We start from the raw sequence: 21,014 nt of genomic DNA, 5'->3' as shown, positions 1-21,014 counted from the left end.
CTTGTCGCTCGTGACTGAAACGCCCCTGCCGTTGGCGCAGCCCGAGGACGTGCACACGCGCGCCGATTGGGAGGCTGCCACCGCTGCCGTTCTCCGCAAGACCCGCAAGCTCAGCGACACCGATCCCGACGCTGCGGTGTGGGACAAGCTGACCCGGAAGACGCTGGACGGCATCGGGATCACGCCGATCGGCACGCCGGCCGACCTCGAGGGCGTGCAGACCAGTGGGCGTCCGACCCGCGCAGGTGCCTGGGACATCCGGGCCCGGATCGCCGGTCCCGACGCGAAGTTGCTCAACGAGCAGGCGCTCGTGGACCTCGACGGCGGCGTCACCTCCCTGTGGGTGCAGGCCGGCCCCGACACGGACCTCGAGACGCTGCTCAACGAGGTGCTGCTCGACCTCGCGCCCGTCGTCCTGGACCCGGTCGGTGACCCCGTTGCCGTCGCGACGGCCTTCCTCGACACGTTCGAGACCGGCACCTACACGAACCTGCACCCCGACACGAACCTCGGCGTCGACCCGATCGGAGCCTCGCTCCGGGGCCTCGTCGAGGCGGAGACGCAGGCGAACGTCGACCACGTCGTCGCGGTCGCGAAGCTCGCGATCGAGCGCGGTGTGCGTGGCCTCGTCGTCGACGCCACCGCGGCGCACGACCTCGGCGCCAGCGACGTGCAGGAGCTCGGCTACAGCATCTTCGTCGCCACCACCTACCTGCGCGTGCTGGCCGAGGCCGGCATCGAGCCCGCCGTCGCTGCGGACCTGATCGAGTTCCGCTACGCCGCGACCGACGAGCAGTTCCCGACGATCGCCAAGCTGCGCGCTGCCCGCCGGCTCTGGGCGCGGGTGCTCGAACTGTCCGGCGTGAGCGCCGAGCAGCGCCAGCACGCCGTCACGAGCCGGCCGATGCTGACCAAGTACGACCCCTACGTGAACATGCTCCGCACGACCGTCGCCGCCTTCGCGGCCGGTGTCGGCGGCGCGGACGCCGTGACGGTCCTGCCGTTCGAGACGCCGGTCGGCCAGCCCGACCTCTTCGGCCGCCGGATCGCCCGCAACGTGTCGCACCTGCTCATCGACGAGTCACACGTCGCCAAGGTCGCCGACCCCGCCGGTGGCGCCTACGCCGTCGAGAAGCTGACCGACGACCTCGCCGTCGCGGCCTGGGCCGAGCTCGCGCTGCTCGAGACGGACGGCCTGGACGCCCTCCGTGACCGCATCGCCGACGTCGTGGCCCGCCGCGAGGCCGAGATCGTCACCCGCAAGCGCCCGATCACCGGCCTGACGGAGTTCCCGAACCTCGCCGAGGTCCTGCCGGAGCGTGCCCCGTCCGAGGACGGCGCCTCGGTCCGCCGGTACGGCGCCTCGTTCGAGGCCCTGCGCGACGCGCCCGCCGCGAGCCCGGTCTTCCTGGCCACGCTCGGCACCGTCGCGCAGCACACCGCCCGCGCCACCTTCGTCAGCAACCTGCTGGCCGCCGGTGGCATCGCGGTCGACGTCGCCGGACCGACCTCGAGCGCCGAGGACCTCCTGGCGTCGTACGACAAGCAGGCGGTGGTGTGCCTCGCCGGCACCGACGACGCCTACGCCGAGTGGGGCGGCGCAGCCGCTGCCGCGCTGCGTGAGGCGGGCGCCGTACACGTGATCATCGCCGGGAAGGCGACCGACTGGGCTGACGACAGCGCAGCGATGGGCGTCGACGCCCTGGCCTTCCTGAACCGCACGAGGGAGAAGCTGGCATGAGCATTCCTAAGAGTTTCGGGGATCTTCCCCTCGCGTCGGCCGGCGCGACCGCCGGCGCGAGCGGGACGCCCGGGGTCGACTCGTGGCGCAGCCCCGAGGGCATCGACATCAAGCCGTTCTACGGACCGGACGACCTCGCCGGCCTCGACGCGCTGGACACCTGGCCGGGCCTGAGCCCGTTCCTGCGTGGCCCGTACCCGACGATGTACACGACCCAGCCGTGGACCGTCCGGCAGTACGCCGGCTTCTCCACCGCCGAGGAGTCCAACGCCTTCTACCGCCGCAACCTCGCGGCCGGCCAGAAGGGCCTGTCGGTCGCCTTCGACCTGGCGACCCACCGCGGCTACGACTCCGACCACCCGCGGGTGCGCGGCGACGTCGGCATGGCCGGTGTCGCGATCGACTCGATCTACGACACCCGGACGCTGTTCGAAGGCATCCCGCTGGACCAGATGAGCGTCTCGATGACGATGAACGGCGCGGTGCTCCCGGTGCTCGCGCTCTACATCGCCGCGGCCGAGGAGCAGGGGGTGAAGCCGGAGCAGCTCTCGGGGACCATCCAGAACGACATCCTCAAGGAGTTCATGGTCCGCAACACCTACATCTACCCGCCGGCGCCGTCGATGCGGATCATCTCCGACATCTTCGCCTTCACCAGCCAGCGGATGCCGCGCTTCAACTCGATCTCGATCTCCGGCTACCACATGCAGGAGGCCGGGGCGACCGCCGACCTCGAGCTCGCCTACACGCTGGCCGACGGTGTCGAGTACATCCGTGCCGGCCTCGAGTCGGGCCTGACCATCGACCAGTTCGCGCCGCGCCTGTCGTTCTTCTGGGCGATCGGCATGAACTTCTACATGGAGGTCGCGAAGATGCGCGCGGCCCGCGCGCTGTGGAGCCGGCTGGTCCGCGAGTTCAACCCGCAGAACGCGAAGTCGCTGTCGCTGCGGACCCACTCGCAGACCTCGGGCTGGTCGCTCACCGCGCAGGACGTGTTCAACAACGTCGGTCGTACGGCGATCGAGGCGATGGCCGCGACGCAGGGCCACACCCAGTCGCTGCACACCAACGCCCTCGACGAGGCGATCGCGCTGCCGACGGACTTCTCCGCCCGGATCGCGCGCAACACCCAGCTGCTCCTGCAGCAGGAGAGCGGCACCACCCAGACGATCGACCCGTGGGCCGGCTCGTACTACGTCGAGAAGCTCACCCACGACCTCGCCGAGCGCGCCTGGGCCCACATCCAGGAGGCCGAGGCCGCCGGCGGCATGGCTGCGGCGATCGAGCAGGGCATCCCGAAGATGCGCATCGAGGAGGCCGCTGCCCGCACCCAGGCGCGGATCGACTCCGGCGCGCAGAAGGTCATCGGCGTCAACACGTTCCGCCTGGCCGTCGAGGACAAGCTCGACGTGCTCAAGGTCGACAACGACGACGTCTACCGCCAGCAGGTCGCCAAGCTCGAGCGCCTGCGCGCCGAGCGCAACAGCGCCGACGTCGAGGACGCGCTGCACGCGCTGACCCGTAGCGCCGAGTCCGGCGACGGCAACCTGCTCGACCTCGCGGTCGCCGCGGCCCGCAACAAGGCCACGGTCGGCGAGATCTCGGATGCGCTCGAGAAGATCTACGGCCGCCACCAGGCCGTGATCCGTACGATCAGCGGCGTGTACCGCGACGAAGCCAACCTGGCCAACGACGGCGCCGGCGACTCACTGGTCGCGCAGACCCGCGCCGCCACCGACGAGTTCGCCGAGGCCGAGGGCCGACGTCCCCGCATCCTCGTCGCGAAGATGGGCCAGGACGGCCACGACCGCGGGCAGAAGGTCGTCGTCTCGGCGTTCGCCGACATGGGCTTCGACGTGGACGTGGGTCCGCTGTTCTCCACGCCCGAGGAGGTTGCGCAGCAGGCGATCGACGCCGACGTCCACATCGTCGGTGTCTCCTCGCTGGCCGCCGGCCACCTCACCCTGCTGCCGGCGCTGAAGACCGCGCTGGCCGAGCAGGGCCGTGACGACATCATGGTCGTCATCGGTGGCGTGATCCCGCCCGACGACGTACCGACGCTGAAGGAGATGGGCGCCGCGGCGGTCTTCCTCCCGGGCACGGTCATCGCGGAGTCGGCGCTGGACCTGCTGGCCAAACTCGGCGCCGGCCTCGGGCACTGATCCCTCGCCCGTGGACGAACGAACGACAGCACTGGTCGAGACCCTGCTCCAGGGGATTCGTTCGGGCAGCCGCGCACAGATGGCCCGCGCCATCACGCTGGTCGAGTCGACGGCGCCACGGCACCGGGAGGCAGCGCGCGAGCTGCTGACGGAACTGGCGACAAACCCCAACTCGGGCGTGACAAACCCCAACTCGGGCGTGACAAACCCCAACTCGGCGATCAGGGTCGGGATCTCGGGGGTCCCGGGTGTCGGCAAGTCCACGTTCATCGAGGCGCTCGGCAGTCAGCTGACCGCAGCCGGCCACAAGGTCGGCGTACTGGCGGTGGACCCGTCGAGCGTCCGGACCGGTGGCTCGGTGCTGGGCGACAAGACCCGGATGTCCCAGCTCTCGGCGGATCCGAACGCCTTCATCCGGCCGTCGCCGTCGGCCGGCACGCTCGGCGGGGTGGCCCGGGCCACGACGCAGTCCATGGCCGTCCTCGAGGCCGCCGGGTACGACGTCGTGCTGGTCGAGACCGTCGGTGTCGGCCAGTCCGAGGTGACCGTCGCGGGGATGGTCGACACGTTCCTGTTCCTCACGCTCGCGCGCACGGGCGACCAGCTCCAGGGCATCAAGAAGGGCATCCTCGAGCTCGCGGACGTCATCGCGGTCAACAAGGCCGACGGTGACCGCGAGATGGAGGCCCGCGGAGCCGCGCGTGAGCTGGCGGGCGCGCTGCGCCTGGTCCGCGGACACGGGGAGTGGGCGCCGCCCGTCGTCACCTGCTCCGGCCTGACCGGCACCCGCGTCGACGAGGTGTGGGACCAGGTCCAGCTGCACCGCGAGCACCTCGGTGTCGAGGGCCTCGCACGCAAGCGGGCCGAGCAGCAGCTGGAGTTCACCTGGGCGCTGGTGCGCGACGAGCTCGCCCAGCGGCTGCGTCACAGCAAGGCGGTCCGGGCGGTGCAGGACGAGGTCCGCACGGCCGTGCTCGCGGGTGACCTGACCGCGCCGCTCGCGGCCGATCGTCTGCTCGCCGCCTACGACACCGAGTAGACGGCGTAGGTTTGGCTTCGTGGAATCACGCAACACCTCCGACCTGCTGGCGCTTGCCGCCTCCGTCGTCGAGAAGTACGACGGCGAGCTGGTCGCGTTGCGTCGCGATCTCCACCAGCACCCGGAGCTGTCGTGGCACGAGGGACGCACGATGGACGTCGTGGGGGAGCACCTCCTCCGGTCGGGCTGGCGGGTCACCCGGATGCCGCGCAGCGGGATCCTCGCCGACATCGGCGTCGGCGGTCCCCGGGTCGCGTTGCGGGCGGACCTCGACGCCCTCCCGGTCGGGGACCTGACCACCGAGAGCTGGCGCAGCGAGAACGAGGGCGTGGCCCATGCGTGCGGCCACGACGTCCACACGGCAGCGCTCGTCGGCGCCGCCCACGCGCTCGGCGAGGTGCACCAGCAGGGTTTGCTGCGTGGCCAGGTGCGCCTCCTGTTCCAGCCGGCCGAGGAGGTCATGCCCGGCGGTGCCAAGCACCTGATCAACCACGGCGCGCTCGAGGACGTGGACCGGATCTTCGCCCTGCACTGCGATCCGTCGGTGGACGTCGGCGCCATCGGCCTGCGCACGGGCCCGATCACCAGCGCGGCCGACCGGATCGACGTACGCCTCGAAGGAAACGGTGGGCACACCTCCCGTCCCCACCTGACCGGTGACCTGACCTTCGCGCTGGCCAAGGTCGCCAGCGAGCTCCCTGCGGTCCTGAGCCGTCGGATGGATCCCCGCGCCGGCGTCAGCGTCGTGTGGGGCGTGCTGCAGGCGGGGTCGGCACCGAACGTCATCCCCGACCACGGCATGGCCAGCGGCACCGTCCGGATCCTCGAGGCGGAGGCCTGGGCCTCGTGCGAGGCGGTGGTCCGTGAGGCGGTCATCGACATCGTGCGCCCCTACGGCGTCACCGCCACCGTCGACTACCTGCAGGGCGTCCCGCCGGTCGTCAACGACCGCCTCAGCGTCGCGATGATCGCCTCGGCCGCCGACGAGCTCCTCGGCCTCCATCACCGCAAGGAGGTCGAGCAGAGCCTCGGCGGCGAGGACTTCGGGTGGTACCTCGAGCAGGTCCCGGGCGCGATGTTCCGCCTCGGCACCCGCACGCCGGGTGGCGCACGCTACGACCTCCACCAGGGTGACTTCCTGGTGGACGAGCAGGCGGTCGGCTTCGGTGCGCGGATGATGGCCGGGGTGGCCATCAACGCGCTCGGCTCGCGCTAGAAGGACGGGGCTCGAGACGGTTGCTGCGCAACCTCCTCGACCAGCGGCTTAGCCCTTCCGGTAGGGGATTCCGTCGGCGGCAGGTGCCCGCGAGTGCCCGACGAGTCCGGCGACGGCGATGATGGTGACGACGTACGGCAGCATCAGCATGAACTGGCTCGGCACCGGCGAACCGATCACCGACAGCACCCCCGACAGGTTCGTCGCGAAGCCGAACAGCAGCGCTGCGAGGGTCGCACGGACCGGGTCCCAGCGACCGAAGATCACGGCCGCGAGCGCGATGTATCCGGCACCGTCGGTCATCTCCTCGCCGAACTGCGGGACCGAGACCAGCGTGTACGTCGCACCGCCCGCGCCGGCGATCAGGCCGGCGATGATCATCGTGGTGTAGCGGGTCCGGTTGACCTTGATGCCGACGGTGTCGGCCGCCTTCGGGTGCTCGCCGACGGCGCGGACCCGCAGGCCCCACCGGGTGCGGTAGAGCGCCCAGGCCACCGCGAAGACCGCGAAGTACATCAGGTAGACGAGGATCGTCTGGCGGAACAGCACCGGCCCGATGACGGGGATCTCGCCGAGCAGCGGGATGGGGATCCGCTCGAAGTGCGGCGGGCTGTTCAGGCCCTCGGTGTTCTCGGCGAGGATCTGGCCGAACAGGAAGCTGGTCAGGCCGATCACCAGCACGTTGAGCACCACGCCCACGATCACCTGGTCGACGAAGTACGTGATCGCGAAGAAGCTCAGGACCAGCGCGACCAGGGCACCGGCGCACATCGCCGCGACCAGGCCGCCCCACGGGGATCCGACGATAGTGCCGAACATGGCCGCGGCGAACGCGCCGAACAGCAGCTGGCCGTCGATGGCGATGTTGACGACGCCGGCCCGTTCGCCGAGGACACCGCCGAGGGCGCCGAACACGAGGGGCACGGCGAGCGCGATGGAGCCGCCGAGCAGGCCGATCACCGGTACCGCGGCACCCGCCGCGGCCCAGCACAGGAAGCCGGTCATCGCGAGCACCGAGAACAGCGCCACCAGCCACAGGGGAGTACGACGACCGCGGCTCACCAGGAACGCGGACGCGACGGTGCACAGCGCGAGCAGGATGACGATCGTGGTGACCGAGGGCGTCGAGGGGACGGTGATCTCGGGCAGTTCGAAGAGGTCGGTGTCGGTGGCGAGGCGGAACGTCGTGTCGCCCTGCCGCGACTTGAGGGCGACGAGGAGCGAGACCAGCATCGTGACGACGCCGAGGACGATCGGGGCCTTGAGCGCGCCCCGCATGCTCGTGGCGACGGGGATGTCGTCGTCGATCGGCACCGGAACCTTGACCGGGGTGCTCATGCGGTCGCCTCCTTCGGAAGCCGGAACAGCGCTCGCACCAGTGGCGGCGCGGCGATGAAGAGGACGATCAGGGACTGGACCACCAGCACGATCTCGATCGGGATCCCCTCGGACGCCGACATGGCGAAGCCGCCGGCCTTGAGGGCACCGAACAGGATGCCCGCGGCGAGGATGCCGAGCGGCCGGGAGCGACCGAGCAGCGCGACGGTGATGGCGTCGAAGCCGATGCCGGCGTCGAGGTCCACCGTCACGCCGCTGGTGGCGGTGCCGAGGATCTGGTTGACGCCCGCGAGCCCGACGAGGCCACCGGCGATCAGCATCACCGAGATGTAGGTGCGTCCGACGTTGATGCCCGATGCCTGCGCGGCGTCCGGGTTCTCGCCGACGGCGCGGAAGCGGAAGCCCATCGCGGACTTGTTGAGCAACCACCAGACGAACACCACGGCCACCAGGGCCATGACGAACCCGAGGTGCAGGTTGAACTTGTCGCCGAGGAGCTTCGGCAGGATCGCCGACTCCGGCATCGCCTCGGACTTCGGGTTGCCCGAGCCCGGCGCCTGGAGCCAGCTCTGCTGGGACAGGGCGTAGAAGACGAGGTAGTAGCCGACGTAGTTGAGCATGATCGTGACGATCACCTCGTGGGCGCCGCTCTTCGCCTTGAGCACACCGGCGATACCGGCCCACAGGGCGCCGGCGAGGGCACCGGCGAGGACCGCCAGCGGCAGGTGCAGCACCAGCGGCAGGTCGACGCTGACGGCGACCCAGCCCGCGGCGGCACCGGCGAGCAGCATCTGGCCACGCCCGCCGATGTTGAACAGGCCGGCGCGGAACGCCAGTCCGACGCCGAGGCCGGCGAGGATCAGCGGACCGGAGTACTTGAGCGTCTCGGTGATCGGCCGGATCCGGGTCTCGAACAGCTCCGCGTCGGAGTTGTAGATCGCGCCGCGGAACAGCGCGCCGTAGGCACCGGAGATGGCCTCCTCGACCGCGGAGAAGAAGTCACCGGGCCGCGCGCCGATGTAGCCCGCGGCGGCGCGGACGTCCGGGTCGGTCACCAGGATCATCAGCGATCCGACCAGCACCGCGAGCAGGACGGAGAGCACCGAGACCAGGGCGTGGCCCGTGGCGATCTCGCGGAGCACGCCCTGCCACTGGCTGGGAGAGCCCGCTTCCTTCCCGGGCACGTCGTCCTCCGGCACCTCGACCTCGACGCCCGCAGGTTCGGGGGCCGCTGGGGGCTCCGGCGCCTTGGGCACCTCGGACTTCTCCGGCTCCGGGTTCTCCGGCACGCCCTTCTTCCCGCGCCTCATGCCACGATCCCTTCGGGCCGCTCGCCGGCCATCATCAGGCCGAGGGTCTCCCTGGGGGTGTCTGCGGGCACGATGCCGATGACCTTTCCGCGGTACAGGACCATGATCCGGTCCGACAGGGCAGCGATCTCGTCGAGCTCGGTGGAGACCAGCAGGACGGGGACGCCGGCGTCGCGGGTCGCGACGACCTGCTTGTGGATGAACTCGATGGAGCCGACGTCGACACCGCGGGTCGGCTGCGCGGCCACCAGCAGGCGCAGGTCGCGCGACAGCTCGCGCGCCACGACGACCTTCTGCTGGTTGCCGCCGGAGAGCTGTCCGGCAGTCGCGTCGATGCCACTCGCCCGGACGTCGTACTCGACCAGCTTCTCGCTGGCGAAGGTCTCGAGGATCTTGCGGCGGATCGTTCCGAAGCGGACGAACGGCTTGCCGTGGCTGCGGTTGAGCATGAGGTTCTCGGAGAGCGTGAAGTCGCTGACGAGGCCGTCGACCTGGCGGTCCTCGGGAATGAAGCCGACACCGGCGTCGAGCACCTTGCGGACCGACTTGCCGGCCAGCTGGTGGCCGTCGAGCTCGATGGATCCCTTGACGTGGGACTGCAGGCCGAGCAGCGCCTCGGTGAGCTCGGTCTGCCCGTTGCCCTGGACCCCGGCGACGCCGAGCACCTCGCCCGTGGCGATGGAGAAGCTGATGCTGTCGAGGTGGATGTGCCCCGTGGCGTCGATGACCTGGAGGTCCTTGACGACCAGGGCGTCGGCGCCGGGCTTGGCGGGGTCCTTGTGCACGGTGAGCTCGACCGGGCGGCCCACCATGAGGGCGGCCAGCTCGGCGTTGGTCGCGGTGGGGCTGGCCTCGCCGACGACCGCGCCGCGGCGGATCACGGTGATCCGGTCGGCGATCGCGCGGACCTCGCGGAGCTTGTGGCTGATGAAGACGATCGAGGTGCCGGATTCCTTGAGCTGGCGCATGATCGCCATCAGCTCGTCGGTCTCCTGCGGCGTGAGGACGGCGGTCGGCTCGTCGAACACGAGGACCCGCGCGTCGCGCGAGAGGGCCTTGATGATCTCCACCCGCTGCTGGACGCCGACGGGCAGTGTCTCGATGAGCGCGTCGGGGTCGACGTCGAAACCGAACCGTGCGGAGATCTCACGCACCCGTTCGCGGGCCGCGTCGATGTCGAGCGAGCCGGCGAAGCCGGTGGACTCGTTGCCGAGCATGACGTTCTCGGCGACCGTGAAGACAGGGATGAGCATGAAGTGCTGGTGGACCATGCCGATGCCGGCAGCCATCGCGTCACCGGGACCGGCGAACGTCATCGGCACACCGTCGAGCATGATCTCGCCCTCGTCGGCCTGGTAGAGGCCGTAGAGCACGTTCATCAAGGTCGACTTGCCGGCGCCGTTCTCCCCGAGGAGCGCGTGGATCTCACCTTCCTCGACGGTGAGCGAGATCCGGTCGTTGGCAACCAGGGGGCCGAATCGCTTCGTGATGCCCCGCAGTTCAAGCGTCATGAACGGATCCTTACCGAGCGGGCGAACAGATACCAGTGAACTCGCCATGAATCTGTGGGCGAGGAAACAGACCGGGGGAGGCCGGCCCTGTGGCCGACCTCCCCTGGAGCCTGTCGTGCGGTGTTACGTGGTGCTACTTGTTGAGGTACGACGTGACCGGGATGGAGCCGTCGATGATGCCGGCCTTCACGGTGTCGAGCTCGCCGGCGAGCGTGTCGGAGATCTTGCTCTCGAAGTTGTGGAACGGCGCGATGCCGACTCCGTCGTTCTCGAGCGTGCCGACGTACGCCTCGGCGTCGAACTTGTCCTCACCGGCGGCGACGACCGCTTCGAACGTGGACGTCTTCATGTTCTTGAGGATCGACGTGAAGATGACGTCGGCCGTCTTCGGGTCGGTCTCGAAGAAGTCGGCGTCCACGCCGACGAGGGCGATGTCCTTGCCCGAGTCGGCGATCGCGGTCAGCGCGCCCTGGTAGATCGGACCACCGACCGGCAGGATGATGTCGGCGTTCTGGTCGAGGATCTGCTTGGCGGTGTTGGTCGCCTTCTCGTTGGCGTCGAAGCCACCGGTGAAGACGCCCTTGTCGTTGCCCTCCCAGCCGACGAGCTTGACGTCCTTGCCCTTCTCCTTGGCGTAGTACTCCACGCCCTGCTTGAAGCCGTCCATGAAGATCGTCACGGTCGGGAACGGCTGGCCGCCGTAGGTGCCGACGACGCCCGTCTTCGTGTAGTCAGCGGCCGCGTAGCCGGCGAGGAACGCCGCCTGCGCCGTGTCGTACAGGATCGGCTTGATGTTGTCGGCGTCCTTCGTGCCGTTGAAGTCGTTGTCGGCCGCGTCATCGATGAGGATGTACTCGATCTCCGGGTTGGCCTTCGCGGACTCCACGGTGGCAGCGGAGAGGGCGAAGCCGACCGTCACGATCGCGTTGCAGCCCGCGGTGACGAAACCGTCGAGAGCACCGGCGTAGTCGTTCTCGTTCTTGGACTCGAATTCCTTGTACTCGCTGTTCAGCTCCTTGGCCGCGTCCTTCACGCCCTCGTAGCTCAGCTGGTTGAACGACTTGTCGTTGAAGCCGCCCGCGTCGGAAAGGATGCAGGGGAGGAAGTCGCTCTTCTCGTCGGCCTTCTCGTCGGGTGCGTCGCCGCATGCGGCCAGGGCCGCGCTCGCCATGAGTGCCACGGCTGCGGCCGCCGACGTCCTCTTCCAGGTCTTCACAAATGTCCTCCAGGTCGACGCCCGCCGCTGGGGCAGGTCAGTGATGTACGGGTGTGGTGCTCCGGTGCATCCTCACCCACCGCCCGCTCCGCGGGAAGCACCTTGGATGAAACGGTTACCAACTTGGGACCATTTCTTGTGGTGCTCCGGGGGCGCGACCGAAGATCCTCGTGCCGGTGACAGGCAGGGCGCTAGGTTGGCCGGGTGGTCGACTGGGACGCCCTGCAAGCCGCTGCGATCGAGATCTCGGCGCACGCCTACGCGCCGTACTCCGGCTATCACGTCGGCGCGGCCGCGCTGGCGGACGACGGGCGGCTGCTCGTCGGGTGCAACGTCGAGAACGCCGCGTACGGCGTCACGCTGTGCGCTGAGTGCGGACTGGTGTCCCAGCTGCACGCGACCGGGGGTGGGCGGCTCACCCACTTCGTCTGCGTCAACGGCTCCGGCGAGGTGATCATGCCGTGCGGGCGCTGCCGCCAGCTGCTGTGGGAAGCAGGCGGAGCGCCGCTCGAGGTGCTCACCCCGGAGGGCGTGCTCACGATGGAGCAGGTGCTGCCGCAGGCGTTCGGCCCGGCGAACTTGATCCGACCGTAGGGTTCGGGCATGGCCGGAAACCACGACGCCGTCGAAGTCATCATCGCCAAGCGCGACGGCGGCACGCTCACCACCAGTCAGATCGACTGGATGGTCGATGCGTACACCCGCGGCGCGGTCGCCGACGAACAGATGTCGTCGCTCGCGATGGCCATCCTGCTCAACGGCATGGATCGTCGCGAGATCGCCGACTGGACGGCGGCGATGATCGCTTCCGGCGAGCGGATGGACTTCTCCTCCCTGTCGCGGCCCACCGCCGACAAGCACTCGACCGGCGGTGTGGGCGACAAGATCACGCTGCCGCTCGCCCCGCTGGTGGCGGCGTGCGGGGTAGCGGTCCCGCAGCTGTCGGGTCGCGGGCTCGGCCACACGGGCGGCACGCTCGACAAGCTCGAGTCGATCCCCGGCTGGCGCGCGCTGCTCTCCAACGAGGAGATGCTCACGCAGCTCGAGGACGTCGGCGCGGTCATCTGTGCGGCGGGTGACGGCCTCGCGCCCGCTGACAAGAAGCTCTACGCCCTGCGCGACGTGACCGGCACCGTCGAGGCGATCCCGCTCATCGCGTCGTCGATCATGAGCAAGAAGATCGCCGAGGGCACGGGCGCGCTGGTCCTCGACGTGAAGGTCGGCAGCGGCGCCTTCATGAAGTCGGAGGATCGCGCCCGCGAGCTGGCCGAGGTGATGGTGGCCCTGGGCAAGGACGCCGGCGTGAACACCGTCGCGCTGCTCACCGACATGGACACGCCGCTCGGCTTCACCGCCGGCAACGCGATCGAGGTCACCGAGTCGGTCGAGGTGCTCGCCGGCGGCGGCCCGGCCGACGTCGTCGAGCTCACCGTGGCGCTTGCCCGCGAGATGCTCACCGCAGCCGGTCGCCCTGACATCGACCCGGCGGCGAAGCTGGCCGACGGGTCCGCGATGGATGCGTGGCGGCAGATGATCAGCGCGCAGGGCGGCGACCCTGCTGCGGCCCTGCCGGTGGCCCGCGAGTCGCACGTGGTCACGGCTCCTGCCGACGGCGTGCTGACCCGGCTCGACGCGATGGCCGTCGGCCTCGCCGCCTGGCGCCTGGGCGCCGGCCGGGCGCGCAAGGAGGACCCCGTGCAGGCCGGGGCCGGTGTCGTCTGGCATGCGCGGCCGGGCGACGAGGTGGTGGCCGGGGCACCGCTCTTCACGCTGCTCACCGACACCCCGGAACGCTTCGAGCGGGCGTTGGCCTCCCTCGAGGGCGGGTACGACATCGCGGCTCCCGGGACGTCCTACGACGCCCGGCCCCTCGTGATCGACCGCATCGGGTAGGAATGAATCATGGCGAGTGAACTGACGACCGAGCTGCTGCGGGCGGCTCCCAAGGTGCTCCTGCACGACCACCTCGACGGTGGGCTGCGACCCGCGACGATCCTCGAGCTCGCCTCCGAGGTCGGCCACGAGCTGCCGGAGTCCGACGCCGAGGCGCTCGCGGCCTGGTTCGCCGAGGCCGCTGACTCGGGTTCCCTGGAGCGGTACCTCGAGACCTTCGCGCACACGGTCGGGGTGATGCAGACGGCCGACGCACTGACCCGGGTCGCCCGCGAGTGCGTCGAGGACCTCGCCGCGGACGGCGTCGTCTACGCCGAGATCCGCTACGCGCCCGAGCTCCACGTCGAGGCCGGGCTCGACCTGGCCGACGTGGTCGCGGCCGTGCAGAAGGGGTTCGAGGAGGGCATGGCCGCGGCCGGCGGGACGATCATCGTCCGCCACCTGCTCACCGCCATGCGGCAGGCCGCGCGCGCCATGGAGATCGCCGAGCTCGCCATCCAGTGGCGCGACCGCGGCGTCGCGGGCTTCGACATCGCCGGTCCGGAAGCGGGCTTCCCGCCCACCCGGTTCATCGACGCGTTCGAGTACCTCCAGCGCGAGAACTCGCACTTCACCATCCACGCCGGCGAGGGCTTCGGCCTGCCGTCGATCTGGGAAGCCGTGCAGTGGTGCGGCGCCGATCGGCTCGGCCACGGCGTGCGGATCGTCGAAGACATCTCGTTCGAGGACGACGGGACGCCCGTGCTGGGCCGGCTGGCGTCGTACGTCCGTGACAAGCGGATCCCGCTCGAGATGTGCCCGTCGTCGAACGTGCAGACCGGCGCGACCGCGTCGCTGGCCGAGCACCCGATCAGGTTGCTCGCCGCGCTGCGGTTCCGGGTCACGGTCAACACCGACAACCGGTTGATGAGCCGTACGTCGCTCAGCCAGGAGTTCGGGCTGCTGGCCGAGACCTTCGGCTACGGGCTGGCCGAGATGGAGTGGCTGACCGTCAACGCGATGAAGTCCGCCTTCATCCCGTACGACGAGCGGTACCGGCTGATCACCGAGACCATCAAGCCCTGGTACGCCGCGCAGCGCTGACGCTCAGGCCACGAACCAGACGTGGCTCCACCCGGCGACGCCGATGTGGTTGCCGGCCCATTCCTCCTCGGTCACGCGGACCAGCCGCCCGCGGGCAGGGTCGAACACCTGGATCGCGCCGTCCAGCACGGCGACGGCGAGGATGACGTGGCGGGGCAGCCAGCGGCTGCCGATGTAGACCGCGACGGGGCGGGTGGCGAGCTGCTCGCGCACGACCTCGTAGGCGATCGCAGGGCGCGGTCGCGCGAACACGGTGGCGACGTGCTGGCCGGTCAGGACGCGCAGCAGGTTCACGATCGCCCACGGCGGCGTGCCGAGGGCGCGCGGCCACGGCATCTGGAAGCGGTCACGTGCGCTGGTCGCGGACGTGAGGACCCGGTGCTCGTCCTTGATCTCGGCTGCGGCCCCCTCGCCGGCGGCCGGTCGCCACTCGGTCAGGATCGCCCTGGCAGCAAGGGCGCTGGCGGCGCCGCAGCTGCGCGGATCGGGCTGCTTGAGGGTGGACGGGTCGAGGTCAGCTGGCCAGCGCATGGTCGTCGCCCTCCGGGTCGCGCAGGTCGGCGAACGCGCGGTCGCCCGTGGCCACGCGGCAGCCGGCAGCGACCGCGCGTCGGACGACCTGCCGCTGGGCGCGGGCGAGAGCCAGGCCACGACGGAGCAGGACCAGCGGTGGCTTGCGGTGTTCGTGGAGGTCGCGGGTCAGCCGCCGCCAGAAGGTGACGGCCGGGTGCTGGGTGATGCAGTACGCCGCCTCGAGCATGCCCGAGCGACGGCACTCCTCGACCACCTCGGCCGCGAAGATGCCCTCGGCGCAGAACCGCGTGGCGCCGTTCAGGTCCAGGCGCTGGGTGCCGGTCCGCCTGCTCTCGGAGATCGAGTAGATCGGGACCTCGGTCGCGCCGTTCGTGCAGAGCTCGCGCAGGGCAGTGAGTGCGTCGTCGCGGTGCCAGGTCCCCGGGTGGTCCCAGTCGACGAGGCCGGCGTTGGCGCCCTCGGTGATCTGCGGCAGGTCCGGCTCGTCGCCGTCACGGTAGAAGTCGTCGAGCCGCAGGGTCGGCCAGCCGTGCGCCTTCTCCAGGCGCTCCGCCAGCCGCGACTTTCCCGATCCCGAGGGGCCGGCGAGGACGATCACACGCGCGGTCATGGGAGTCGAGTCTGCCGCATTTCGTCCCGTCCGCGCAGTCCGCGCACGATGGCGGCGAGTGCCTCGTCCAGCTGGGCGTCGGTGCACCCGCCGAACCCGATCACCAGGCCGTGCCGGGTGGTGGACCGGCAGTAGTCGGCGAGCAGGGGGACGTCGTAGCCCTTCGTGCGGGCCGAGGCGTGGGCAGCCTGGGCCTGGGCCCGCGGGAGCTCGAGGGTGGCGTACATGCCGGCGATCGGCCCGGTGGTCCGGGAGTACGGCGCCAGTGCGGCGGCGACCCGCTCGCTCCGCTCCGCATAGGTGCGACGGGCAGACCGGACCACCTTGTCGACGTACCCGTCGCGGAGCAGGGAGAGGTAGGCGCGCTGGACCGGCCAGGACGCGGTGTCGTGGGTGATGGCGCGCATCTGGTTGAGCGGGTCGAGGAGTGCGGGCGGCGGGACCATCCAGCCGAGCCGCATGCTCGGCGCGACCGTCTTGCTGGCGGTGCCGAGATAGGCGACCCGCGTGCGGTCGAGGGACGCGAGGGCGGGCACGGGCGCGACGTCGTAGCGGAACTCGGAGTCGTAGTCGTCCTCGATGACCAGGGCTCCGCTCGCGCGGCTCGCGTCGAGGAGGGCGAGGCGTGCGGACCCCGACATGGTCGGGCCGAGGGGATGCTGGTGGGCCGGAGTGACGTAGGCGCCGGCGCAGGTCGAGAGCGTGGTTGCGTCGGGTGGCGGCCCGAGTGCCGGCAGGTCGACGACCTCGCGCCCTGCCAGGCGGATCGTGGTGACGGCGGCGCGGTACCCCGGGTCGTCGACGGTGACGGGGCCGGGAGGGAGGACGCCGAGGAGGTGGCGCAGGCCGTCGGTGGTTCCTGCGGTCACCAGGACCTCGTCCGGATCGCAGTCCAGGCCTCGGATCCGGCCCAGCCGGGCGGCGATCTCGGTGCGGAGCTCGGGCAGTCCGCGCGGGTCGTCGTACCCCGCCGGCGGGCGGGCGGTCGACACGTCGCGCCAGGCCCGGCGCCAGAGCGTGGTGTAGCGCGGGTCGATCCACGGGGTGCCGGCATCGAGGCGCAGGAGGGGCCGGGGTGTGGGGGCTCGTCGTCGCGTGCGGCTGGGGGTCGGGGTGGCCGGGGCGCTCGCGGACACGAAGGTGCCGGAGCCGTGGCGGCCCTCGAGCCAGCCCTCGGCGACGAGCTGTCCGTAGGCCACTTCGGTGACCGCGCGGGCGACGCCGAGCTCGGTGGCCAGGGCGCGGCTGCTGGGCAGGCGGTCGCCTGCGGCGAGGCGACCGTCGGTGACCTGGCGGCGGATCTGGTCGGCGAGCTGTCCGCCGAGGGGTCGTCGGTCGTCCCGGTCCAGGACGACGGCGAGGGTGGCTGCCATGCGAGTGTCCTGCCGTAGTGGTGCGTGATTGGCCCGTGTGTGCAGGCCACTTGCGCACGAGTCTAGAGGCATGAGCACCGAAGCGCCCCTGTCGCCGACGCCCCGAACGACCATCACCCGAGGTCGCAACCGGATGGTGTCCGACCGCGCCGAGCTGCACCGCTTCCTCGCCGACGGTCTGGTGGCCCACCTCGGGGTGACCGTCGGCGACCACCCGCTGGTGCTCCCCGCCGCCTATGCGATCGACGTCTCCGGACCGGATGCAGGCGGGACGCTCTACGTGCACGGGTCCGTCGCGGCGGGGTGGTTGCGGCAGGCGCAGGGCGGCACGGTCTGCGTCACGGTGACCGAGGTCGACGGCCTGGTGGCCGGCCGTTCGGCGTTCCACCACTCGATGAACTACCACTCGGCAGTGGTCATCGGAGCGGCGCGGATGGTCGACGACGAGGAGGAGCGGCAGCACGCCCTCGACCTGATCGTCGACCACATGATCCCCGGCCGGTCCGCCACTCTGCGGCCCAGTACCCGCAAGGAGCTCGCAGCGACCGCGGTGCTGGCGATCCCGCTCGCCGAGGCCTCGATGAAGGCGCGCGCCGGGGACCCGGTCGACGAACCCGACGACGTGGCAGCCGGCGTGTGGGGTGGCTGCATCCCGCTGGCTCGTGTCTCGTCGGGTGCCGTGTCCTCGGCCGACTCGCACGGCGACGTACCCGAGGATGTCGCACGCCGCGCCGTGGCGTTTGCCGGCGGTCGTGCCCGTCATTGAAAGTCGGTGGCTGCGGGGACCCCGCCCCGCGAGGATGACTGCCATGGACGATCCTGGCCGATTCCTCGCGGCGTACGACGAGCAGCTCCGGACCGACGCCGAGACACCGAGCGCGGTCGCCGTGACGAGGCATGGTCCGTTGCGGCTGGTGACGTTCGCAGGTGGTCGCGGGTTCATCACCTATCAGGACCTCGACGGTGCGGACGCCACGGGCATCGTTCGACTCGTCGAAGCGGCACTCGCGCACTACCGGGCGGATCCCGAGATCACTCGGGTGGAGTGGAAGACCCGGGGGCACGACGAGGCGCCGGGACTGCACCAGTGCCTTGTCGATCACGGGTTCGTCGCTGAGGAAGCCGAGTCCATCATGATCGGCGAGGCACAGAGCCTGGCGGTCGACGTACCTCTGCCCGACGGCGTGACGCTGCGACAGGTCACCGCCCGGGACGACGTCTTCGCGATGAGTGCGATGAGTGCGCAGGCCTTCGGCGACTCGCCCAGTGAGGGCGTGGAGATGGCTGAGGCGCTGCTCCGCCGACTGTCCCTCGATGACGGGATGGAGCTGTGGGTCGCCGAAGCGGGCGGCCAGGTCGTCTCCGCAGGCCGCCTCGAGCCGGTTCCGGGGACCGACTTCGCCGGGATCTGGGGCGGCTCGACACTCAAGGAGTGGCGTGGCCAGGGGATCTACCGGGCACTGACGGCAGCGCGGGCGCGGTCGGCACTGCGTCAGGGCAAGACGTTCATCAACAGCGACTCCACCGAGTACTCGCGCCCCATCCTCGAGAGGTACGGCTTCGTCAAGGTCTCCACCACCACGCCGTACCTCTGGCAGCGCAGCTGACGGCGCCGGACGTCCTGTGTCCTCCAGGTTGATTGATGTCAATCAACCTGGAGAACAGGTCAGATCCCGATCGGGTGCCAGACCGTCTTCGCCTCGACGAACGCGGTCATCCCGGCGAGCCCCGGATCGGCGGTCCAGTCCGGCTCGGCGGCAGGCGCGCGGCGTACTCGCTTGAGGTTGTCGGCCGCAGCCACCTCGAGGGAGGTCGCGAGCTCGGCGTCACCGGCGATGCCGGCGAGGTCGATGGCGTTGACGTCCATGTGGGAGGCCAGCCAGGGGCCGAGGGTGGCCGCGTCACCGGTGAGGATGTTGATGACACCACCCGGCACGTCGGAGGTCGCGAGGACCTCGGCGAAGGTGACCGCCGGGAGCGGACGCGCGTACGACGACACGACCACCGTGCTGTTGCCGGTGACGATGACGGGCGCGATCACGGAGACCAGGCCGAGCAGCGAGGACGCTTGCGGGGCCAGGACGCCGACGACGCCGGTCGGTTCGGGGGCGGTGTGGTTGAAGAACGGGCCCGCGACGGGGTTGGCGTTGCCGATCACCTGGGCGAGCTTGTCCGCCCAGCCGGCGTACCAGACGAGGCGGTCCACGGCCTGGTCGACCTGGTTGCGCGCGGCAGCAGCCGTGGCGCCCTCGGACTGGCGGACGGCCTCCTCGAACTGCGGGCGACGGTCCTCCATCACCTCGGCGATCCGGTAGACGACCTGGCCGCGGTTGTAGGCCGTCCGCGAGGACCAGCCGTCGAACGCCTTGCGTGCTGCGACGACGGCGTCGCGGACGTCCTTGCGCGACGCCAGTGCCGCGTTCGCCACGAACTTCCCCTTGCTGTCGGCCACTTCGTAGGAGTAGCCCGACTCCGAGCGCGGGAACGCGCCGCCGATGTAGAGCTTGTAGGTCTTGCGGACGTCGATGCGTGCCATCAGCGCTTCCCCCCGGAGATGTCCTCGGCCTTGAGGTAGGCAGCCAGGCCCTGCCGGCCACCTTCGCGGCCGTAGCCCGATTCCTTGTAGCCGCCGAACGGGCTGGCGGGATCGAATTTGTTGAACGTGTTGGCCCACACGACGCCGGCTCGGAGCTCGGACGCCATGTGCAGGATCCGCGAGCCCTTCTCGGTCCAGACCCCGGCCGACAGGCCGTACGGCGTGTTGTTGGCCTTCTCGACGGCCTCGGCCGGAGTGCGGAAGGTCAGCACGGACAGGACCGGGCCGAAGATCTCCTCGCGGGCGATCCGGTGGGCCTGGGTGACGCCGGTGAAGACCGTCGGCGCGAACCAGAAGCCCGAGGAAGGCAGGTCGCAGGCCGGCGACCAGCGGTCGGCGCCCTCGGCGTCACCGATGCCGGTGAGCTCGTGGATCCGCGCGAGCTGCTCGGCGGAGTTGATCGCACCGATGTCGGTGTTCTTGTCGAGCGGGTCGCCGACGCGGAGCGTGCTCATCCGGCGCTTCAGCTTCGTGAGCACCTCGTCAGCGATCGACTCCTGCACCAGCAGCCGCGATCCCGCACAGCAGACGTGGCCCTGGTTGAAGAAGATGCCGTTGACGATGCCCTCGACGGCCTGGTCGATGGCCGCGTCGTCGAACACGATGTTGGCGGCCTTGCCGCCGAGCTCGAGGGTGACCTTCTTGTCGGTCCCCGCGACCGCGCGCGCGATGGCCTTGCCGACGTCGGTCGACCCGGTGAAGGCGACCTTGTCGACGTCCGGGTGGCTGACGATCGCCTGGCCGGTCGAACCGGCGCCCGTGACGATGTTGACGACGCCGGGCGGGAGGTCGGCCTGCTGGCAGATCTCGGCGAACAGCAGGGCCGTCAGCGGTGTGGTCTCGGCCGGCTTCAGGACGACGGTGTTGCCGCACGCGAGCGCCGGCGCGATCTTCCACGCGAGCATCAGCAGCGGGAAGTTCCACGGGATGACCTGGCCGGCCACGCCCAGCGGCTGCGGGTTCGCACCGAGCCCGGCGTGCTCCAGCTTGTCGGCCCAGCCGGCGTAGTAGAAGAAGTGAGCGGCGACGATCGGTACGTCGACGTCCCGGCTCTCCTTGATCGGCTTGCCGTTGTCGATGGACTCCAGGACGGCCAGCTCGCGGCCGCGCTCCTGAATGATCCGGGCGATCCGGAAGAGGTACTTGGCCCGTTCCTTGCCCGACATCCGCGACCACCCGCGGAACGCGCGCCGCGCGGCCTTCACGGCGAGGTCGACGTCCGCGTCACTGGCCTCGGCGATCTCGGCGAGGGTCTCCTCGGTGGCCGGGTTGATGGTCTTGAACGACGAGCCGCGTCCGTCGACGAACTCGCCGTCGATGAACAGGCCGTACGACGCCTTGATGTCGACGATGCTGCGCGACTCGGGCGCAGGGGCATATTCGAAGGCCATG

At 70.4% G+C, this 21,014-nt stretch carries 18 protein-coding genes; 9 read left to right on the top strand and 9 right to left on the bottom strand.

The window, feature by feature from the left end; genetic code table 11:
* Window positions 1-10 precede the first annotated feature (10 nt).
* The 4 genes from ACOACQ_RS05095 to ACOACQ_RS05080 are packed head-to-tail and all read left to right on the top strand — an operon-like array spanning window position 11 to window position 6,158.
* Window positions 11-1,741, top strand: coding sequence for a methylmalonyl-CoA mutase family protein (locus ACOACQ_RS05095; RefSeq protein WP_420287747.1), 1,731 nt, complete (start codon window positions 11-13; stop codon window positions 1,739-1,741).
* Window positions 1,738-3,903, top strand: a complete 2,166-nt coding sequence (gene scpA, locus ACOACQ_RS05090) for a methylmalonyl-CoA mutase (protein ID WP_420287746.1) — start codon at window positions 1,738-1,740, stop codon at window positions 3,901-3,903. Before ACOACQ_RS05095 ends, scpA begins: the two co-directional genes overlap by 4 nt.
* A 10-nt stretch (window positions 3,904-3,913) precedes the next feature.
* The gene (gene meaB / locus ACOACQ_RS05085) at window positions 3,914-4,942 is read left to right on the top strand and encodes a methylmalonyl Co-A mutase-associated GTPase MeaB (RefSeq protein ID WP_420287745.1); all 1,029 of its coding nucleotides are present in this window, start codon (window positions 3,914-3,916) and stop codon (window positions 4,940-4,942) included.
* Between the two features lie 19 nt (window positions 4,943-4,961).
* Window positions 4,962-6,158: an amidohydrolase gene (locus tag ACOACQ_RS05080; RefSeq protein WP_378598844.1), complete on the top strand. Its 1,197-nt coding sequence runs from the start codon at window positions 4,962-4,964 to the stop codon at window positions 6,156-6,158.
* Window positions 6,159-6,206: 48 nt separating this feature from the next.
* Here ACOACQ_RS05080 and ACOACQ_RS05075 read toward each other — a convergent pair whose 3' ends face one another.
* From ACOACQ_RS05075 to ACOACQ_RS05060, 4 genes are all read right to left on the bottom strand, one after another.
* Window positions 6,207-7,496, bottom strand: coding sequence for an ABC transporter permease (locus tag ACOACQ_RS05075; RefSeq protein ID WP_378598841.1), 1,290 nt, complete (start codon window positions 7,494-7,496; stop codon window positions 6,207-6,209).
* Window positions 7,493-8,806 carry an ABC transporter permease gene (locus tag ACOACQ_RS05070; protein WP_378598838.1) on the bottom strand — a complete coding sequence of 438 codons (1,314 nt, stop codon included), beginning with the start codon at window positions 8,804-8,806 and terminating at the stop codon, window positions 7,493-7,495. Before ACOACQ_RS05070 ends, ACOACQ_RS05075 begins: the two co-directional genes overlap by 4 nt.
* Window positions 8,803-10,317, bottom strand: coding sequence for an ABC transporter ATP-binding protein (locus tag ACOACQ_RS05065; protein ID WP_378598835.1), 1,515 nt, complete (start codon window positions 10,315-10,317; stop codon window positions 8,803-8,805). The genes ACOACQ_RS05070 and ACOACQ_RS05065 overlap by 4 nt, the downstream gene beginning before the upstream one ends.
* A gap of 133 nt (window positions 10,318-10,450) precedes the next feature.
* The gene (locus ACOACQ_RS05060; RefSeq protein ID WP_378598832.1) at window positions 10,451-11,533 is read right to left on the bottom strand and encodes a BMP family lipoprotein; all 1,083 of its coding nucleotides are present in this window, start codon (window positions 11,531-11,533) and stop codon (window positions 10,451-10,453) included.
* A gap of 204 nt (window positions 11,534-11,737) precedes the next feature.
* On the opposite strand from ACOACQ_RS05060, the gene ACOACQ_RS05055 reads away from it, so the two are divergent.
* Genes ACOACQ_RS05055 through ACOACQ_RS05045 form a run of 3 tightly spaced genes read left to right on the top strand, consistent with a single transcriptional unit; the run spans window position 11,738 to window position 14,509 of the window.
* Window positions 11,738-12,127, top strand: a complete 390-nt coding sequence (locus ACOACQ_RS05055) for a cytidine deaminase (protein ID WP_378598830.1) — start codon at window positions 11,738-11,740, stop codon at window positions 12,125-12,127.
* Between the two features lie 9 nt (window positions 12,128-12,136).
* On the top strand, window positions 12,137-13,426 hold the full coding sequence (locus ACOACQ_RS05050) for a thymidine phosphorylase (RefSeq protein ID WP_378598828.1): 1,290 nt from the start codon (window positions 12,137-12,139) through the stop codon (window positions 13,424-13,426).
* Window positions 13,427-13,435: 9 nt separating this feature from the next.
* Complete coding sequence (locus ACOACQ_RS05045; RefSeq protein WP_420287744.1) at window positions 13,436-14,509, top strand: adenosine deaminase; 1,074 nt, start codon at window positions 13,436-13,438, stop codon at window positions 14,507-14,509.
* Between the two features lie 3 nt (window positions 14,510-14,512).
* On the opposite strand, the gene ACOACQ_RS05040 is transcribed toward ACOACQ_RS05045, so the two are convergent.
* Genes ACOACQ_RS05040 through ACOACQ_RS05030 form a run of 3 tightly spaced genes read right to left on the bottom strand, consistent with a single transcriptional unit; the run spans window position 14,513 to window position 17,026 of the window.
* Entirely contained in the window at window positions 14,513-15,040 is a 528-nt protein-coding gene (locus tag ACOACQ_RS05040; RefSeq protein ID WP_378598823.1) for a hypothetical protein, read from the bottom strand.
* Window positions 15,024-15,653 carry an AAA family ATPase gene (locus ACOACQ_RS05035; protein ID WP_378598820.1) on the bottom strand — a complete coding sequence of 210 codons (630 nt, stop codon included), beginning with the start codon at window positions 15,651-15,653 and terminating at the stop codon, window positions 15,024-15,026. Before ACOACQ_RS05035 ends, ACOACQ_RS05040 begins: the two co-directional genes overlap by 17 nt.
* Window positions 15,650-17,026 carry a PLP-dependent aminotransferase family protein gene (locus ACOACQ_RS05030; protein ID WP_420287743.1) on the bottom strand — a complete coding sequence of 459 codons (1,377 nt, stop codon included), beginning with the start codon at window positions 17,024-17,026 and terminating at the stop codon, window positions 15,650-15,652. The genes ACOACQ_RS05035 and ACOACQ_RS05030 overlap by 4 nt, the downstream gene beginning before the upstream one ends.
* Window positions 17,027-17,096: 70 nt before the next feature.
* Here ACOACQ_RS05030 and ACOACQ_RS05025 point away from each other — a divergent pair, with 70 nt between their 5' ends.
* Window positions 17,097-17,792: a pyridoxamine 5'-phosphate oxidase family protein gene (locus tag ACOACQ_RS05025; RefSeq protein WP_420287742.1), complete on the top strand. Its 696-nt coding sequence runs from the start codon at window positions 17,097-17,099 to the stop codon at window positions 17,790-17,792.
* 43 nt (window positions 17,793-17,835) lie between these two features.
* On the top strand, window positions 17,836-18,633 hold the full coding sequence (locus ACOACQ_RS05020; RefSeq protein WP_420287741.1) for a GNAT family N-acetyltransferase: 798 nt from the start codon (window positions 17,836-17,838) through the stop codon (window positions 18,631-18,633).
* 59 nt (window positions 18,634-18,692) lie between these two features.
* Here the strand turns inward: ACOACQ_RS05020 and ACOACQ_RS05015 are convergent, their stop codons facing one another.
* Window positions 18,693-19,562 carry an aldehyde dehydrogenase family protein gene (locus ACOACQ_RS05015; protein WP_420287740.1) on the bottom strand — a complete coding sequence of 290 codons (870 nt, stop codon included), beginning with the start codon at window positions 19,560-19,562 and terminating at the stop codon, window positions 18,693-18,695.
* On the bottom strand, window positions 19,562-21,013 hold the full coding sequence (locus tag ACOACQ_RS05010) for an aldehyde dehydrogenase family protein (protein WP_378598802.1): 1,452 nt from the start codon (window positions 21,011-21,013) through the stop codon (window positions 19,562-19,564). The genes ACOACQ_RS05015 and ACOACQ_RS05010 overlap by 1 nt, the downstream gene beginning before the upstream one ends.
* Window position 21,014 lies beyond the last annotated feature (1 nt).

This window comes from Nocardioides sp. CPCC 206347 (genome assembly GCF_048654605.1).
Taxonomy (GTDB): Bacteria; Actinomycetota; Actinomycetes; order Propionibacteriales; family Nocardioidaceae; genus Nocardioides.
This window is presented reverse-complemented; position numbering and strand designations above follow the sequence as displayed.

Excerpts from the sequence above, each read along its gene's own strand:
- ACOACQ_RS05075 (WP_378598841.1), bottom strand. The coding sequence starts at position 7,496 with ATGAGCACCCCGGTCAAGGTTCCGGTGCCGATCGACGACGACATCCCC.
- ACOACQ_RS05020 (WP_420287741.1), top strand. The coding sequence starts at position 17,836 with ATGGACGATCCTGGCCGATTCCTCGCGGCGTACGACGAGCAGCTCCGG.
- ACOACQ_RS05015 (WP_420287740.1), bottom strand. The coding sequence starts at position 19,562 with ATGGCACGCATCGACGTCCGCAAGACCTACAAGCTCTACATCGGCGGC.
- ACOACQ_RS05070 (WP_378598838.1), bottom strand. The coding sequence starts at position 8,806 with ATGAGGCGCGGGAAGAAGGGCGTGCCGGAGAACCCGGAGCCGGAGAAG.
- ACOACQ_RS05040 (WP_378598823.1), bottom strand. The coding sequence starts at position 15,040 with ATGCGCTGGCCAGCTGACCTCGACCCGTCCACCCTCAAGCAGCCCGAT.
- ACOACQ_RS05025 (WP_420287742.1), top strand. The coding sequence starts at position 17,097 with ATGAGCACCGAAGCGCCCCTGTCGCCGACGCCCCGAACGACCATCACC.
- ACOACQ_RS05035 (WP_378598820.1), bottom strand. The coding sequence starts at position 15,653 with ATGACCGCGCGTGTGATCGTCCTCGCCGGCCCCTCGGGATCGGGAAAG.
- ACOACQ_RS05045 (WP_420287744.1), top strand. The coding sequence starts at position 13,436 with ATGGCGAGTGAACTGACGACCGAGCTGCTGCGGGCGGCTCCCAAGGTG.
- scpA (WP_420287746.1), top strand. The coding sequence starts at position 1,738 with ATGAGCATTCCTAAGAGTTTCGGGGATCTTCCCCTCGCGTCGGCCGGC.
- ACOACQ_RS05030 (WP_420287743.1), bottom strand. The coding sequence starts at position 17,026 with ATGGCAGCCACCCTCGCCGTCGTCCTGGACCGGGACGACCGACGACCC.
- ACOACQ_RS05010 (WP_378598802.1), bottom strand. The coding sequence starts at position 21,013 with ATGGCCTTCGAATATGCCCCTGCGCCCGAGTCGCGCAGCATCGTCGAC.
- ACOACQ_RS05065 (WP_378598835.1), bottom strand. The coding sequence starts at position 10,317 with ATGACGCTTGAACTGCGGGGCATCACGAAGCGATTCGGCCCCCTGGTT.
- ACOACQ_RS05050 (WP_378598828.1), top strand. The coding sequence starts at position 12,137 with ATGGCCGGAAACCACGACGCCGTCGAAGTCATCATCGCCAAGCGCGAC.